This window comes from Lentibacillus daqui (genome assembly GCF_027186265.1).
Taxonomy (GTDB): Bacteria; Bacillota; Bacilli; order Bacillales; family Amphibacillaceae; genus Lentibacillus_C; species Lentibacillus_C daqui.
Map to the genome: position 1 here is coordinate 3,643,961 of NZ_CP114176.1, position 16,727 is coordinate 3,660,687.

Annotated in this window: 16 protein-coding genes; 2 read left to right on the forward strand and 14 right to left on the reverse strand. The window is 39.9% G+C overall.

Annotated elements, in window-relative coordinates; genetic code table 11:
• Position 1: 1 nt before the first annotated feature.
• The 14 genes from O2S85_RS18125 to O2S85_RS18190 all read right to left on the reverse strand — a co-directional run bounded on the left by O2S85_RS18125 (position 2) and on the right by O2S85_RS18190 (position 14,280).
• The gene (locus O2S85_RS18125) at positions 2–1,150 is read right to left on the reverse strand and encodes an acyl-CoA dehydrogenase family protein (RefSeq protein ID WP_269410677.1); all 1,149 of its coding nucleotides are present in this window, start codon (positions 1,148–1,150) and stop codon (positions 2–4) included.
• A gap of 90 nt (positions 1,151–1,240) precedes the next feature.
• Positions 1,241–2,845 carry a long-chain-fatty-acid--CoA ligase gene (locus O2S85_RS18130; RefSeq protein ID WP_269410678.1) on the reverse strand — a complete coding sequence of 535 codons (1,605 nt, stop codon included), beginning with the start codon at positions 2,843–2,845 and terminating at the stop codon, positions 1,241–1,243.
• A gap of 40 nt (positions 2,846–2,885) precedes the next feature.
• Positions 2,886–4,142, reverse strand: coding sequence for an MFS transporter (locus O2S85_RS18135; RefSeq protein WP_269410679.1), 1,257 nt, complete (start codon positions 4,140–4,142; stop codon positions 2,886–2,888).
• A gap of 36 nt (positions 4,143–4,178) precedes the next feature.
• Entirely contained in the window at positions 4,179–5,327 is a 1,149-nt protein-coding gene (locus O2S85_RS18140) for an acyl-CoA dehydrogenase family protein (RefSeq protein WP_269410680.1), read from the reverse strand.
• Positions 5,328–5,679: 352 nt separating this feature from the next.
• Complete coding sequence (locus O2S85_RS18145) at positions 5,680–7,353, reverse strand: sigma-54 interaction domain-containing protein (protein ID WP_269410681.1); 1,674 nt, start codon at positions 7,351–7,353, stop codon at positions 5,680–5,682.
• Positions 7,354–7,733: 380 nt separating this feature from the next.
• Positions 7,734–8,114, reverse strand: a complete 381-nt coding sequence (locus O2S85_RS18150; protein WP_269410682.1) for a permease — start codon at positions 8,112–8,114, stop codon at positions 7,734–7,736.
• Positions 8,115–8,129: 15 nt separating this feature from the next.
• Positions 8,130–8,339, reverse strand: coding sequence for a helix-turn-helix transcriptional regulator (locus O2S85_RS18155; protein WP_269410683.1), 210 nt, complete (start codon positions 8,337–8,339; stop codon positions 8,130–8,132).
• A gap of 183 nt (positions 8,340–8,522) precedes the next feature.
• A complete protein-coding gene (locus tag O2S85_RS18160; protein WP_269410684.1) occupies positions 8,523–8,879 on the reverse strand; it encodes a Na+/H+ antiporter subunit G in 357 nt (118 codons plus the stop codon).
• On the reverse strand, positions 8,857–9,141 hold the full coding sequence (locus O2S85_RS18165) for a Na(+)/H(+) antiporter subunit F1 (RefSeq protein ID WP_269410685.1): 285 nt from the start codon (positions 9,139–9,141) through the stop codon (positions 8,857–8,859). The genes O2S85_RS18160 and O2S85_RS18165 overlap by 23 nt, the downstream gene beginning before the upstream one ends.
• Positions 9,141–9,623, reverse strand: a complete 483-nt coding sequence (locus O2S85_RS18170) for a Na+/H+ antiporter subunit E (protein WP_269410686.1) — start codon at positions 9,621–9,623, stop codon at positions 9,141–9,143. Before O2S85_RS18170 ends, O2S85_RS18165 begins: the two co-directional genes overlap by 1 nt.
• Before the next feature lie 25 nt (positions 9,624–9,648).
• Complete coding sequence (locus O2S85_RS18175) at positions 9,649–11,127, reverse strand: Na+/H+ antiporter subunit D (protein WP_269410687.1); 1,479 nt, start codon at positions 11,125–11,127, stop codon at positions 9,649–9,651.
• Positions 11,120–11,455, reverse strand: a complete 336-nt coding sequence (locus O2S85_RS18180) for a Na(+)/H(+) antiporter subunit C (RefSeq protein ID WP_269410688.1) — start codon at positions 11,453–11,455, stop codon at positions 11,120–11,122. The genes O2S85_RS18175 and O2S85_RS18180 overlap by 8 nt, the downstream gene beginning before the upstream one ends.
• Positions 11,456–11,458: 3 nt before the next feature.
• A complete protein-coding gene (locus O2S85_RS18185; protein WP_269410689.1) occupies positions 11,459–11,881 on the reverse strand; it encodes a Na(+)/H(+) antiporter subunit B in 423 nt (140 codons plus the stop codon).
• Positions 11,878–14,280: a Na+/H+ antiporter subunit A gene (locus O2S85_RS18190; protein WP_367746467.1), complete on the reverse strand. Its 2,403-nt coding sequence runs from the start codon at positions 14,278–14,280 to the stop codon at positions 11,878–11,880. The genes O2S85_RS18185 and O2S85_RS18190 overlap by 4 nt, the downstream gene beginning before the upstream one ends.
• A 349-nt stretch (positions 14,281–14,629) precedes the next feature.
• Here O2S85_RS18190 and O2S85_RS18195 point away from each other — a divergent pair, with 349 nt between their 5' ends.
• Positions 14,630–15,811, forward strand: a complete 1,182-nt coding sequence (locus O2S85_RS18195) for an IS256 family transposase (protein ID WP_269410047.1) — start codon at positions 14,630–14,632, stop codon at positions 15,809–15,811.
• A 221-nt stretch (positions 15,812–16,032) separates the two neighbouring features.
• Positions 16,033–16,707 (forward strand): adenine nucleotide alpha hydrolase family protein, encoded by a 675-nt coding sequence (locus O2S85_RS18200; protein WP_269410690.1) that lies wholly within the window; start codon positions 16,033–16,035, stop codon positions 16,705–16,707.
• Positions 16,708–16,727: the final 20 nt, after the last annotated feature.

The following is a 16,727-nucleotide window of genomic DNA, read 5'->3' on the forward strand; positions in this document are numbered from 1 at the left end:
TTTAGCTATATTCCTTTTTCAACTGCCCGGCAATAATGTTCTTCTGAATTTCCGATGTTCCTTCATATATCCTGGTAATCCTTGCGTCACGGAAGAAACGTTCAATTGGGAAGTCTGCAATGTAGCCAATTCCCCCATGAACCTGAACCGCCTTATCTGCCACCCTGTTATATACTTCTGATCCGTACAGTTTTAACATAGATGCTTCTTTAATTACTTTCTCCCCGTCATCAACCATCGAAGCAATCCGATAAGTAAAAGCACGTAAAGCTTCTGTTTCCATGGCCATCTCCGCTACCATATGCGCGACTGCTTGATGCTCAATTATTGGAGTACCAAATTGCTCTCGTTCCTGTACATATTGCATGGATAAATCCAATAATTTTTGACATGATCCCAGATTCCTGGCTGCCAATCCCGCACGACCATTAGCTAAAATTTTTAATGCGTTAACATATCCTTTTCCTTCTTCACCTAAAACATTTTCAACAGGAACCTCGCAATCTTCTAAAATAAGTTCCGCAGACTGCGAGCCTTTTAACCCCATCTTCGGTTCAATGGCGCCAACTTGAAAACCGGGAAAATCCTTTTCAACAATAAATGATGTAATCCCCTTTGCCCCTTTATCGGGATCGGTAACAGCCATTACGGTGAAAATATCCGCATCTGTTGCATTCGTAATATAATGCTTTGTCCCATTTAAAATATATTTATCTCCCTTTTTAACCGCTGTTGTTTTTAAATTACTGGCATTTGATCCGGCACTTGGTTCTGTTAGTGCAAAGGCTCCAATTTTCTCACCAGTGGCAAGCGAAGGTAAATACTTGCTTTTTTGCTCCTCATTACCCAGTTCGACAATACCGACCGTTCCAATTCCGGTGTGTGCTCCGATGAGTGTCGTATAGCCATTGTGTGTTGCTCCGATTTCTTCGTATAGCGCACATTTACCAACCATTCCAATTCCCAGGCCACCATACACTTCAGGAATACTTAAACCGAAAAGTCCCATCTCTTTTGACAGCTCAAGAATACGCTCCGGAATCCGGTTCTCTTTTTCAATGTCCATCGCGACCGCTTCCACTTCTGTTTGCACAAAATCGCGTACATTTTTCTTCAAGAAAGCAATATCTTCGTCTAAATGAAAATTCATGTTTTCCTCTCCTTTTTGTGCCGGGTACACATATTATGCATAATTGCTCAAACCCCAGGCAATTAAATAAAAAATAGATTATTCTTCCCATTAACTTTTTTCAGACTCAATCAGTTTTCGTTTTAAAATCTTTCCAACAGTGTTCCGAGGAAGTGATTCTCTTAGTTCAAATTGCTTTGGAACTTTATACGGTGTTAAGTTTCGGTAACAAAATCCTTTTAATTCCTCTACATCAATAGAATATTCTTCTTTTGGGACGATATAAGCTTTCACAATCTCACCTTTTTCGGGATCGGGTATCCCTGCGACTGCCGCTTCCTTCACATAAGGATGCTGATATAAAACACCCTCAATCTCTTGCGGGTAAATATTGAATCCGCCTGTAATTACCATTTCTTTTTTTCGGCCTACAATGTAGAAATAACCATCTTCATCCTGCATAGCTAAATCGCCAGTATGCATCCAGCCGTTTTGCAATGCACGGTTTGTCTCCGTTTCATTATTCCAATAACCTTTCATAACTTGTGGGCCTTTGACAACCAATTCGCCAACCTCATACAGTCCAAGCTCATTTTGGTTGTTATCGATAATTTTACTATCTGTTTCAGGAACGGGAATCCCTACACTACCCGGTTTCACCTCTCCATTAACCGGGGTTCGATGCGTCGTTGGAGAGGTTTCAGACATACCAAAGCCCTCTGATATTTTCGATCCTGTTAGCTTTTCAAATTTATTCAGTATTTCTACAGGCAGTGGAGCTGAGCCACATGAGCAAACTCGAAAACAATCTAACCCATACTTCTCTGCATCCGGGTAATTAACAAAAGCGATATACATTTGCGGAACTCCCGGAAACACCGTGGGCTGGTGTTTTTTGATCAGGGGCATCACTTCATCCACCTTAAATTTAGTAACTAACAGTATATTGGCGCCCATAAAAATCCCTAAATTCATAGCACCTGTCATTGCATACACATGGTATAACGGTGTAGCAGCAAGAACAGTATCTTGACTCGCAGAAAGATTTTCCCTGTACATGATAAAACTTTGAATCACATTTGTTACCAGATTTTTATGAGTCAGCATAGCTCCTTTCATTTTCCCTGTTGTACCCCCTGTATATTGAATAACCGCGACATCATCTTCCGCATTAATAGCAACAGGGGTATTCAACTTCTCACCAGTTTCTGTCAGCGCTTTCAATTGGTGGGTTTGCTTATCTAATTCCAATTCTGCTAATTGTGATGTAACGATCGTTTGAAATGGATAAATATCCTTAACCGCCTGAACAGTCTCTATCGATTTGGGATCAGCCAAAATATAGGTTAACTGTACATCTGTTACGATTTGCAAAAGCTCTCTAGCTGTATAAGATGGATTGATTTGCACAACGATTAACCCTAATGCGTGGGCTGCATAATAAGACACAATATAATCAGGATGGTTTTGAATCATCAAACCTATCCTTTCGCCCTGTTTAAATCCCATCCGTCCCCAGTTCCCAGCCAAATGGTCAATCTTGTTTTTTAGTTCTTCATAAGTTATTGTCTTTTCCCGAAAAGTAATTGCTGTACGTGTCGCATACTTTTTTGCGCTTGTATTAAAAAATTCATAAAGAGAGATATTATTGGATCCGGCATCCTGTAATGAAAGTGTATAATATTTTTCCCAGGGTCGCTCTTTTGCTTCGTTCATTAAATCTCCTCCCTTTCTATGAGGTTCAAGTTTATCCTATTTAAACCGAATGAGCTTCCGAAGAGATATTATCAACTCTTCCCGGCCTTACGAATAACAAGAACAAGGTTGCAAAAATGAATACAATAGCAGCCATAAATAACACAGAATAATTGTAACCAAGCATCTTATTCGCCCCGGAAAGACTAATGATAAATCCAGTAATCATAGGACCGACAATACCTGCAAGATTTCCCGAGGAGGTTAAAATACTGGTCATTAGTCCTCCTCTTTCAGGCATTTCATTGATCATGATGGTTGGGCCAATAGGTATAATAGAGTATGTTAACCCTTTCCCTAAACTCATTGCAATAATGACCCAGATTGGATTCTGAACAATCATTAGAGATGCCATAATCACTGCCCCGACGATCATTGCGATACCGATAACATATACCCTGGAGATACGCCAGTTATTATTCTTCTTAAACAAACGATCGGACAGCACGGAAACCCCCATATATATGGCTACAGAAATAATGCCAATGATCATGACTACAACCCCCATTTGTGCTGAAGGCATCTCGATAACTTCCTCAAGATAAATCGGCAGCCATACGGAAAACCATACAATCAAGATATAAGTCGAGAAATAGGCTAGTGTCGTAAATAAGGCAGAGGGCGAAACAAGTAATTTTCCAAAATCCTTAAGTTTTATTTTTTCTAGTTTTTCCTTCTTTTTCTTCTGTACATTTTTATATGCTTCAACCGGACTCTCCTTCGTAAAAAATTGAAAAATTATCGCCCATACCAAACTCGCCAAACCTAACGTAGCAAATGCAATCTTCCAACCAAACATGGTGATCAAAGCGACCAGAACCGGAGCAATAATCATCGCTCCTACCGTTCCTCCAGAAACAATGACAGAATTGGCAAAACCACGTAATTTTGGAGGAAACCATTTATGGGCATGGCTATACGCAATCGGGCTGTATGGTCCTTCGAAAGTTCCCAATAGTATCCGATAAACAACTAATAGCGGTAAAGCTGTAACCGCCAAAACTCCAAATTGTAAGACCGACCAAATAACCATTAAACCAACTAATACTCTTTTGGCTCCTATTTTATCTGCCCAGGCAGCACCAAAAATTCCGGTAACAGGATAGAGCCAATAATAACTACTGCCCACTAATCCCCATTCCGTATAAGACAAATCCAGTTCATTCATAATTGGGACAGCAGCAAGGCCAACGATTGATTTATCAGCAAAGTTTAGAATCGCTCCGAAGAATAGTAGAATAAGAACAATCCAGCGCATACACTCCCTCTTTTCTTCTATTAATTTGCTACCTGTTTAGTTTTCTTCAAGTACCTTCCTTGCAATAACTAACCGTTGAACCTCACTTGTTCCTTCATAAATTTTCGTAATCCGGGCATCGCGATAAAACCGCTCCACAGCATATTCGTTTATGTATCCGATCCCGCCATGAATTTGCAGCGCCTTATCTGCCACTTTATTAAAAACCTCTGACGCATAAAGTTTTGCCATAGATGCTTCTTTGATAACCTTTTTCCCTTCATCTACCTTTTCTGCAGCCATCATTGTTAAAGTACGTGCAGCTTCGGTTTCGGTAGCCATATCCGCCAACATCCATTGAATACCTTGATTGTCTGCAATTGGCTTGCCAAACTGAACACGCTCTTTCGCATAACTGGCAGATAGCTCAATTAACTTTTCACAGGATCCGACCGCTCTGGCTGCCAAACCGATTCGGCCCTCTCCAAGAATTTTTAGTGCATTGATATATCCCATCCCTACTTCACCAATGACATTCTCTTCCGGTACCATACAATCCTCGAGGATAACCTGAGCAGTGTAAGAGCCTCGCAACCCCATTTTTTTGTCCGTTTTCCCAATATGTAGCCCCGGAAAGTCCTTTTCGATAAAAAATGCCGTAATACCGCCTTTTGCCCCCTTTTCTTTATCGGTTAGAGCAAATACAGTGAAAACGTCGGCGATTGGAGCATTTGTGATAAAATGCTTCATGCCGTTGACCACCCATTGATCTCCGCTTTTTTCTGCTTGAGTGGAGAGATTCGTAGCGTCAGACCCTGCACCTGGTTCGGAAAGTGCAAACGATGCGATTTTGTTCCCGGCAGCCATCTCCGGTAAATATTTCTGCTTTAAATAGTCGGAACCAAGTTTGACTAATCCTGTGCTGCCAATTCCGGTATGAGCACTGATTAATGAAACCAGTCCGTTATGTGCTCTTCCCAATTGTTCCAGGACTATTGCCTTTTCCACCGTATTTAAACCAATTCCGCCATATACTTCGGGAATGCTCATACCGAACAAACCCAATTCCTTCATTTCATCTACCAAATGCGGTGGGATTTCATCTTGATCTTCTATTTGTTGACTATATGGTTCTACCTCCTTATCTACAAAGTTTTTTATCATGGTTTTCATCTGTTGCATTTCGTCTGTCATCACAGTCGACATCGCTATTCCACCCCTTACTTGATCTTCTTTCCATTTGGGAATGCAACTACAATGCCAACTTTTAATCTTTATCCAAAAAATAGTCAAAATCCGTAATACACACGCATTTATTGTTAATCCTATTTTCCATTGTTTATATGTAGCATTCAAAAACAATACAAAATTGAATCATTCTTATGTAAAAGTCAGTTTTCATCGATTCATTTTTAAATCAATGATTCATTTATGTATTAAAAGTCGGTTTTCTTTTTCGCAGCAATTCCTTTTACTAGATTCATCACAAAATAAAAATGCAACGGTATGAAATAATGGTACATAACGTTGCACTTGATTTAATAAAGGACTTATTAACCTATTTTATCTTTAAGTTATATTTATTCAGTTTTCTAACGACTGTCGGTTGGCTTATTTCCAATGCCTTCGCAATTTCGTAACTGCTTTTATACTTTTCAACTGCATGTGATAATACCTTTTTTTCGGTTGTTTCTACTGCATACCTTAAAGGAACAGTTGAATCCATTTTTACATTAGTTGCGTCATCATATTCTGAGGGGAGATTATCTATATCGATAACTTCATCAGGCGTCGTAACAACCAGCCTTTCGATCAGATTAGAGAGCTCCCTTATATTACCAGGCCAATGATACGAATAAAAAAAGTCCTTCAGCTCATAACCTAATTGCTTTGTCATCCCATATTTCTCGTTTGTCTGCATTAAAAACAATTGGGCCAAAGATAAAATATCATCTTTTCTCTCTTTTAATGACGGTAAGGTAAACGGAATAACATTTAATCTATAGTATAAATCCTCCCGAAAATCTCCTTGTTTAACCTTTTCCAATAAATTTTGGTTAGTAGCCGCTATGATTCTTACATCTACTTTTTTCGGATTCGTTCCTCCGATTTTTTGAATGTCACCTTCTTGAATCACACGCAATAGTTTCACCTGTAATGCTAAAGGTAATTCACCAATCTCATCAAGAAATAGCATGCCTTTATCCGCAATTTCAAACATCCCGGGTTTCCCTTTTTGATTTGCTCCGGTGAATGCACCTTTTTCATAGCCAAATAATTCAGATTCCAATAAATCGGGAGGAATGGCCCCACAATTTATTTTAATGAAATCTCCTCCTTTTGAGCGAATGCTATGGTTAAATATATATTGTGCCAAAACATCTTTTCCCACTCCTGTCTCTCCTAAAATTAAAACAGTTGCATCAATGTTTGCCACTCTCTCCGCTGTTTCGAAAATTCGCTTCATTTGCCTACTATCTACAATTAACCCATCCGGTTGATCCGGTTTATTTTTTAATCGATTTATTTCTTGTTTGTATTTATCATTTAATTCATTTACTTTACTTAACTCAGCTTGCAGTTCATTCAGGTCGGACAGGTCTCTAATATTCGTTACAACTTTATCAACAGTGCCTTTTTCATTAAATACAGGGGTCCCTGTTATTAAAGTTTCCTTACCTGCGTAATTTTTTTGAACAACCGAAATCGTTCGCCCTTCCTTCACTACTACATGCGTGACGGAGTTTTCCAGTATTCCCCTTTTGATAAGTGCGTCTACATTTTTTCCGATATAATATTCTTTTGGGATACTGGTAATCCTTTCAATTGCCGAATTCGTCTTCAGCGTTACACCATCACGATCTGTAATATAAATACCATCATATGAATTTTCGATAATGGCATCTAATTCACGATTGACATCTTTCAATTCTTTGTTTTCGTCTTCCAGTTTAGACAGTGCAGATGTGTCCAACCCGAACCATAACATATTCTTCGTACCGGGTATCGGATTACGAATAAAAATAAAGGTTTTCTTACCGGATGACGCTGAAAAAATCTGGGTATGATCGTATACCTCTTCTAAGGTGAAAATTTCTTGGATATTCTCCCCAGCATTTATATCATTCTCTAAGCTAGTACCCATCGTTCGGTTATAGGAAACAATCTGATTATCTTCATTCACAATAATAGCTGGAACCGGAATGCGTTCTATTATATCCGCATGAAGCATGATCTCACCCCCGTGTCAGGTACAACACGATTCTGAACTTATATACCTGATACCATCTTATTTCTGCAACAGTTTCATGTAGTATGTTAAGTATTACATGGTTATGAATATTTGTAAATATATCTCCATGCTAAATACAAATACTATTCGGTATTTTTATTTGACACATTTAACGGCGATTCCTTTTTCAGTAGTCTCTAGCAAAGCAGGTTGAAAATGAATCGCTTCCGATCAAAGGATAACTTACATGCCCTCATCACAAAAGAGGGGTTCAGCAAACAGACAGGAAGAAATGACTCCTGAAGATTGTTTCTAAGCACTGCCCTATATAAGACAAAATTCGAAAAGTGACAGGCACTCACGAAAACAGGCACCACAAATCAATTTCTTCTTGCCAAAATAACCATTGTGCCAAACACCGTAATAATCATCAACGCTGCCAAAATATTCAGCACATCCATTGAAGTTAATGGTAAAATGTCAAACTGAATGATACCTGAAAGGACGATATAATAAACAACAAACGCAATGGCTGAATAAGTTAACGCTTTATACCGAATAAATTTCATCCGTTCATCTTTTTGCTTAAACTGCGGATACAGATACCTCATTGAAAACGACATGACGGCTAGCGCAAACAGCATATAGGTTTGCTGTAACGTGACCTGTCCAATTATGCTAACCACTAGCATAAATACAGCCATGCAAACAAACACACATCCTAAAACAATAAAACTCAATTGTGTGTTATCTTTACGCATACAGAACCCCCCTTATTATTTTTTATAATCCTTTTCCTCCAAAAAGAAAATACTTTCCACATTCGTCTGAAACGTCTTCGCAATAATCATCGCCAATGGGAGGGAAGGATTGTATTTCCCCTTTTCAATAGAAATAATGGTTTGCCGTGAAACACCTAGCGCTTCCGCCAAACCTTCCTGTGAATAACCGAATTTACGTCTATATACTGTCATGTTATTTTTCAATGCGTTCACCCTTCTTTTTTCCATGGTAACGTACAGGTTCTTTTACGTCAAGGTACCTTTACATGGCTTTTTAAAAAAACTACACTTGTTTCAAAGTGCAGTAATACACGTTTATATTCATCGCTCTCCATAATAACACTTTCGATAAAATTCGACAAAATTCAGGAAGTGACAGGCACCATGCTATTTCTCTTTACCACGTAACACATCCTTCAATTCATCCTCAATCGTAATATCACTCCTTTTCACACCAGAGCGATACGCTGCCCGGATAATCAGATGACCGGCAACCGGAGCCGTTGTAAACACGAACAGAATACCAAGCAACAATCGTACACTAAATGATTCACTTGCCCAAAAATAAAGGAAGACCCCTGATAACGTCAGGAATACCGCTAAAGCAGAGCTTTTTGTTGCGGCATGTGAACGGGTATACACATCGGGAAAACGAATGAGGCCAATTGCACTAATGACACTGATGACACTGCCAATCAATATCAAAAGTGCCGCAATAAATTCAACTATTCCGCTTACGTTCAATGACCACACCCCTTTCGATATACTTCGAAAAGACAACCGTACTAATAAAGGCGAGAATACCAAGAATAAGAATTACATCCAAAAAGGTGGTTGTCCCAATAATAACCGAAATAATCCCAATGGCAGAAAGCAAAAGGAAACCGATCATATCCAGGGCAATGACCCGATCAGGCAAACTTGGCCCAAAAATAATGCGGAAAAGTGCTATGGCAATCGCAACACCGAACAATACCAGTGCAGTAAACAACATCATTTTAATCATTACCGTGTCACCCCTTTAATCGCCTTCTCAAATTTAGCCAATGATTGTAATAACATATCTTTTGAGTGTTCGACATCCATCCCGTGAATATAAAACGCATTCCCTTCAGGTGTAACTTCCATAACCACTGAACCAGGGGTTAACGTTAATAACATCGCTAGTAAAGAAACTTCCCATTCACTTTCCAAATCAGTTTCATATCTAAAAATGCCCGGTTTAATCGTTAATTTCGGACGTAAAATATGTTTTATTACAAAAAGGCTCGAACTGATTAATTCAGAAATAAAAATGAGGATCAATTTTATTAAGGCAAAAAACCTGCCCAAGTAAAACCGCTCACCAAAAAATCGGTGCATGAGAAACAAAATGGCAATACCAACGATATATCCTTCAAAGAATGTAATAAATCGTAAATGTTCCTCATCCTGAAACAACATCCATAACAGAGCAATCGCCATATTTAACAGAAATTGGGCTGGCAATGAACAGCCACCTCCTTATGATTGCTTAATCATTTAGTACCGCATCGATATATTTGTCTGGATTTAATAGTGTGTTCGCTGCTTCACTTACATATGTTGCAATCGATTCTGCTCCCAGTCCTAATCCAATAGTTGTAATTGTCAGGATAGCACACGGAATAAGCCATCCCTTTTTCGCGGTAATCATTTCTTCCTCATCAATAATTGTCTCTCCCCAAAAACAACTGAGAAACACGCGTAAAAGGGAATAGAGCACGAGAATACTGGAACCAAAGGCAAGTGCAAGTAATAGATAAGAACCTGATTCAATCGCTCCTTGTCCCACCAGAACTTTTCCAATAAAACCACTGAAAGGCGGAATACCTGCCATTGACAACATGACGATGAAAAACATCCAGCCCAATAATGGATAATTCCTAATCAGACCGCTTATTTGATCCATTCTGGCGGTTTTCGTTAAGGTAATCATGACCCCTGCAAGCAAGAACAATAATGCCTTCACAATCATGTCATGGATTAAATAGTAGATCGACCCTTCCATGGCTTCCGGTGTTGCAACCGCAAGACCAATTAAAATAAATCCAACCGAAATAATCACATTATAAACGACAATTTGCCGGATATCCCGATAAGCAACAGCTCCAATACTACCGCCAATTAATGTTAACCCGGCCAAAACCCCAATAATCGTATGGGTAAACACTGGTTGGTGATAAAATACGAGTGTAAACATACGGAACATTGCATAGATCCCGACCTTGGTCAATAGGGCACCGAACAGAGCAGCAATAGCAATCGGTGGAGCCGCATATGAACCTGGTAACCAGAAATATAACAGCAGGCCAGCCTTTAGGGCAAATACCGTTAAAAACACAATACTTATCACGGTTATCAGTGGTGGCTGTCCCGATTCAGCAATCCGCTGTGATAACTGGGCAAGATTCAACGTTCCTACCATACCGTATAAATAGGCAATCCCAACAATAAACAGCCAGGAAGAGACTACGTTGATCACCACATATTTTATCGCTTCTTTTAATTGCACCTTTCTTCCGCCTAAAGCCAGCAAAACATACGAGGCAAGGAGCATGACTTCAAAGCAGACATACAGGTTAAACAGGTCTCCGGTTAAAAACGATCCATTAACCCCTGCCACCAATAAATTAACGAACGAATAAAAGAACATCTTTTCATGACTGCGATCCATTGATGAAAAGGCAAAAAGCAAACAGATCGCTGTTACAATACTGGTTGTCATCACGAGTAGAACAGAAAAAGAATCAGCAACAAAAGAAATTCCAAATGGCGGCTTCCATCCGCCAAAGTCAAGTCTTAGTATTCCTTCTGTATGTATTTCATGTAACAAATAGATGCTTAAACCTAAATTGACCACCATGACGGCAAAGCTAACCCATCGTTGTAATGGGATATTCGAGCGAAAGAAAATCAGCAGGATACCAACTAATACAGGGAGGGCCAACGGAAGTACGAGTATATTATTCATCAGTAAACCCTCTCCATTCATACAAATCATCCGTTTTTGTTTCCTGATAGATACGGTAAGCCAATACGAGCGATATCGCAGTAACCGCAAAGCCAATCACAATCGATGTTAGTATCAGTGCCTGTGGAAGTGGATCCACGTGGTTATTTCCTTCACCGATAATAGGAACACTGCCTCTTTTTAGTCCGCCCATCGTCATAATTAATAAATGTGCGGCATGTGAAAGAATCGCTGTACCCAAAATTGTCCGAATCATACTTTTTGATAAAATCAAATAGGTAGCAGTAGTAACCAATATACCGGCGAGGATGGTTATTAATGTTTCCAATGCTTACACGTCCCTACTAATACTTAAAATAATGGATACGACAACGCCAACCACAGTAAGTGCGACGCCTGCTTCAAAGATGGTAACTGTCGTCAGATGCGTCTCCCCAAATATAGGAAGATTGAAATGTCCAAACGTTTGGGTTAAAAACGGCTCGCCAAAAATAATCGCGCCAAATCCGGTAGCAACTGCTATAAATGCCCCAAGTGCCGCAACCCGTTTAAAGTCAACAGGAATACCCTTTTTAATCGTGGCAATATCCTCAACAATAAACAGCAATACAAAAGCGGAAGCCAGAACAAGGCCGCCAATAAATCCTCCCCCGGGACTGTCGTGACCAGAGAAGAACAGATACACAGCCAATGTCAGAATGATAAACACAACAATTTTGATGACCGTTCTTAGGATTACATTATTGGTCTTCAACCCCGTTCATCCTCCTTTTTCGCTTTCAGCTTTGTAAAGGTATAAACGCCGATACCCGCGATCAGGAGCACGACAACCTCGAGCATCGTATCAAACGCCCGGAAATCACCCAGGATCGTATTCACAATGTTTTTTCCACCTGCCAATTCCTCAGCGTTTTCGTAAAATCCAGAGATGGTCGCAAATAATTTACCGTTCTGCACAGCAAGAGCAATAACTGTAAATATTACGCCGACACAAATTGAAATCAGCAAGTTAACGCTCTTGGATATCGATCGTCCTCTTTCCCTTCTCCATTCCGGCAAGAAATAATACGCCACAAGAAATAATACGGTGGTTACCGTTTCAATTATGGTTTGCGTCAACGCCAAATCCGGTGCCCGAAAGATGACAAATAACACTGCAATTCCATAGCCAAGTGCACTGTTTAACAAAATAGCCGTCAAGCGGGAGTTGGCAAAGATGATGGCAATACCAGCCGCCATCATCACCATCGCAATAATCCATTCAAACAGACTCACCGGACTGTTCCCAGAGATTTCAAATAGAAACGCCTTCGTATAAATGAGTATACCGCCCGCAGCAATAATAAGAAACAGATAAATATAGACCAAATAATCCCGTAAATAACCTGTCATATAAAAGTTTGTCATACTATTTGCCTTTTTCCCCAATTGATCAAGGATGACATCATATAATGCATTAAACGATAAATTATCCGGAAATAATTTATAAATTCCTTTCCAGTAACGGGAAAACTTGTACAAAATAATCCCTAAAGCAATAATCCCAAACGTCATCAATAATTCCGTATTGAACCCGTGAAAGGCAGCGATTGGAACCGTTAATTCACTTGGTGGAACAGATGGGTAAATGCTACTCATCGCCGGTGTTAAGATATACTTCCCAAGCACATTTGGGAAAAAGAAGATACCAACCACCAGCAGTGCAAGAACTCCAGGAGCAAGTAACATGCCAATCGTTGCTTCATGACCATGATGCTCCAACTTTTCCACTTGATAAGGACCAAAAAATGTTTTGAACACAATAATCATACAATAGACAAACGTAAAAACACTGCCTGTCCAAGCGATAGTCGGAAATAAGATTCCCCAGGTTTCCAATGAGAAAACATCAAATTGACTAATCTTCAATGCTGCCGTGAAAAACATTTCTTTACTCAAAAAACCATTAAAAGGCGGCAAACCAGCCATCGAAAAACTGCCAATGCATGTGATCGTAAATGTCACTGGCATTATCTTCAACAATCCGCCAAGTTTGCGGATATCACGTGTCCCAACCCGATGGTCAATGATCCCAACCACCATGAATAGAGCACCCTTAAATGTCGAGTGGTTAACCAAATGGAACAGGGCAGCAAAACTTGCTTGTGTATATATGGCTGTTTCCGCGGAGTAGCCCATGTATAATGCTACAGAACCAATCCCAAACATGCTCATAATCATACCAAGTTGACTCACGGTCGAATAGGCAAGCAAGGCTTTTAGATCCGTTTGCCGGACTGCATGAAACGAGCCCCAAAACATCGTAAACAATCCAATCCCGCCAACCAGCCAAAACCACGTACCCTCCCCGCCAAAAATTGGTGTAAAGCGGGCAACTAAATAAATCCCGGCCTTTACCATGGTTGCCGAGTGTAAATAGGCACTCACTGGTGTGGGAGCTTCCATCGCATCCGGAAGCCAAATATGAAACGGGAATTGTGCCGATTTTGTAAATGCACCTAACAAGATCAACAGCATCGCCGGTACAAATAAACCCTGATCCGTATATTGACTAATCCCGGAGATAATCTCACGGATACTAAATGTTCCCGACATCACATATAACATGAGAAAACCAGCAAGCATGGACATGCCACCTGATACGGTGATTAGCATTGATTTCTGAGCACCTTGCCGTGATTTTTTTCGCTGGTTCCAAAAAGCAATTAACAAAAAAGATGAAATACTGGTTAATTCCCAGAAGACATATAACACCATCAAGTTGTCAGAAAACACAACACCGAGCATGCTCGCCATAAACAAAAGCAAATATGTATAAAAATGCTTTAAGGATTCATCAGTTGACAGGTAGTATATCGAATAAAGGGTTACAAGTGCACCTATACCAGTTATCAGCAAACCAAATAACATACTAAGCCCATCAAGATAGAATGTTAGATGGATGTCAAAGGATGGAATCCACTTCATTGAGGTGAAATATGTATGTCCATCAGCCAACGATGGCAAGTATCTGATCAGGAGAACAAATAAGGATGCAGGCACAAGAAAAACAAACCAGCCGATGTGCATGAATTGAGCATTACGCTTACGTCGAACCTGAATAAGTAGGACAGCTATAATTAGGACGAGTATGATTGAAAAGACAAATAGCAAGATAAATCTAACCCTCCATTTAATAATTCAACATCTTACATTTTGGATAAGAACTTTGATACAAAAATGAATGTCAAGGTTGTACAATAGGTGAATTAACATGTCAAATAATAGTCGTTATATCCCAACCAACAACGCTTGACTTAAAGGGGAGCAAACGAGATAATAGGGTCTATTCGATACAATAACATGGTTATTTCCTAATTAACCATGTTGCTATATTTATTATACACTAATTTAGGTCTTCATTCGATGACGTAAAATAGTTTGTGTAAAATATTTGAGACGAAAAAAAGAGGTAGGGTATCCTCAAAATTGGACAACAAATAAAGAGAGGAGAAACCCTACCATGTCTCAAAGTATAACGGATCATGACTTTATAAATCAACTGGATAACCTTGTACGTGACTTTGTCAAAGAGCAGTTGGAGACCATCATGGAGGAAGAAAGAAAGCAGTTTTTCGAGGTAGAACACCCTGAATTGAAACAAGTGAAAAACGGTTATTACAAACGGTCCCTTGATACCAAACACGGTCATATTGATGATCTCGCAGTACCTCGTGATCGCCATGGTGACTTTCAGACGGAATTATTTGATCCTTACCAACGCCGTGATCAGTGGGTAGGTGAAACAGTGACGCGCATGTATCAGAAAGGCGTTAGTACGCGTGAAATTGGGGAAATGATTGAACATATGCTAGGATCTTCCTACTCCGCCACAACCGTCAGTAACATCACGGAAGCGACAGTTGAAAATATTGAGGCCTGGCAGCAACGCCCATTGAATAAACGCTACTCAGTCCTCTATTTGGACGGAACCTATTTAAAGTTGCGCCGGGATGACGTTGCCAATGAGGTCGTCTACATCGTCATTGGAGTTAATGAGAATGGCTACCGCGAAATTCTCGGATTTTATGTAGGCGGTCAGGAAAGTTCCTTGGGCTGGAAAGAGATTTTGATAGATCTTTACGAGCGCGGGGCTGAAGAAGTGTTGCTTGGTGTGTTTGACGGTCTTCCCGGGTTGGAAACAGCTATGAAAGAGGTGTACCCAAAAGCCGATGTCCAGCGATGCGTTGTTCATAAAATCCGCAATGCGTTAAATGCCGTGCGTAAAAAGGATCAGACAGCCATAGCAGAAGACTTAAAACCTATTTATCAGGCAAGTACCAAAGAAGAAGCCAGAAAGCAATTTAACGCATTTAAGCAGGTTTGGCAATCGAAGCATCCTAAAGTCGTGAAATCATGGGAAGAAGATCTAGAAGTGCTTCTGACTTTCCTGGATTACCCATCGTCTATCCAGCGCGTGATATACACGTCGAACATCATCGAGCGGACGATGAAGGAAATCAAGAAGCGCACAAAAACCATGAACAGTTTACCAAGCGAAAGGGCGACAGAAAAAGTAGTGTACCTTCAAGTAACCGACTATAACCAAAGATGGGGAGAACGAAAATTAAGGGGATTCGCAAGCGCTTATCAGCAGCTACAGGACATGTTTGAAAAACGATACGGGAAACCAAATAATATCTGATTTAATTTTCTGACACCTACCCTGGGTACCCAGGGTAGGTGTCAGAAAACAAATCCCAATTCCGAGGATACTCTATTAATTTACACAAACTTATTGACAGTACCCTTCATTCACTTTATAGCTTTTATATTTTCTTTAAAAAGGGTTCTCATATGGTATGGAACATGTTACGATAATACGGTTTTTAAAAGTTGAACCATAAAATGAGGTGAGATTGCGGCATGAAAAAGATAAAAGGTCGTATGGATGAGAGCATTCTGGTGTGTGTATATTATGGTCCCAATGGTGAGCGATTGATTCGGCGCGGTCAGAAATTAGCCGAAATCATGGATTGTCCATTATATGTCTTAACCGTTGATCAGCTTCCTTATGATGAATTCGATGCTGAAAAATCCAGCTACATTGAACACTGGAAAGAACTCTGTGATGAACTGGATGTTGAGGAATTTATTATTCGGGATAACGAAAAGCGTTCATCCGTCAAAGCAATCGCCGAGGTCTGCCACAATTATAATATTACGCAAATTATCATCGGACAAAGCCCACAAAAACGTTGGGAGGAAATCACAAAAGGCTCGTTTGTTAATGTGCTATTGCGCGCTATGACATTTATCGATATCCATATTGTTTCCATTGACCGGAGATTGAAAAGTAATGTGGATACATCATTTGAAAAAGGGGTACGCGGTTTTTTACGAAAGGATCAGGATGCCTATCGCCTTAGTTTCAAACGTTCAAAACTAAACCTTTATGAAGGGATTTTCTATAAAGAAACCGGCACCGACTTTAATAACGGGATATTTAAATTTATAAACAATGAAGGTAAAATCTGCCAAGTCCACATCACCGACGACATTGTCACCGGCAAAATGAACGAACCCCCAAACGTTAAATAACAACAGGGGGGTTCTGTTCC

Excerpts from the sequence above, each read along its gene's own strand:
- O2S85_RS18145 (WP_269410681.1), bottom strand. The coding sequence starts at position 7,353 with ATGCTTCATGCGGATATAATAGAACGCATTCCGGTTCCAGCTATTATT.
- O2S85_RS18175 (WP_269410687.1), bottom strand. The coding sequence starts at position 11,127 with ATGAATAATATACTCGTACTTCCGTTGGCCCTCCCTGTATTAGTTGGT.
- O2S85_RS18130 (WP_269410678.1), bottom strand. The coding sequence starts at position 2,845 with ATGAACGAAGCAAAAGAGCGACCCTGGGAAAAATATTATACACTTTCA.
- O2S85_RS18200 (WP_269410690.1), top strand. The coding sequence starts at position 16,033 with ATGAAAAAGATAAAAGGTCGTATGGATGAGAGCATTCTGGTGTGTGTA.
- O2S85_RS18140 (WP_269410680.1), bottom strand. The coding sequence starts at position 5,327 with ATGTCGACTGTGATGACAGACGAAATGCAACAGATGAAAACCATGATA.
- O2S85_RS18150 (WP_269410682.1), bottom strand. The coding sequence starts at position 8,114 with ATGCGTAAAGATAACACACAATTGAGTTTTATTGTTTTAGGATGTGTG.
- O2S85_RS18135 (WP_269410679.1), bottom strand. The coding sequence starts at position 4,142 with ATGCGCTGGATTGTTCTTATTCTACTATTCTTCGGAGCGATTCTAAAC.
- O2S85_RS18165 (WP_269410685.1), bottom strand. The coding sequence starts at position 9,141 with ATGATTAAAATGATGTTGTTTACTGCACTGGTATTGTTCGGTGTTGCG.
- O2S85_RS18125 (WP_269410677.1), bottom strand. The coding sequence starts at position 1,150 with ATGAATTTTCATTTAGACGAAGATATTGCTTTCTTGAAGAAAAATGTA.
- O2S85_RS18195 (WP_269410047.1), top strand. The coding sequence starts at position 14,630 with ATGTCTCAAAGTATAACGGATCATGACTTTATAAATCAACTGGATAAC.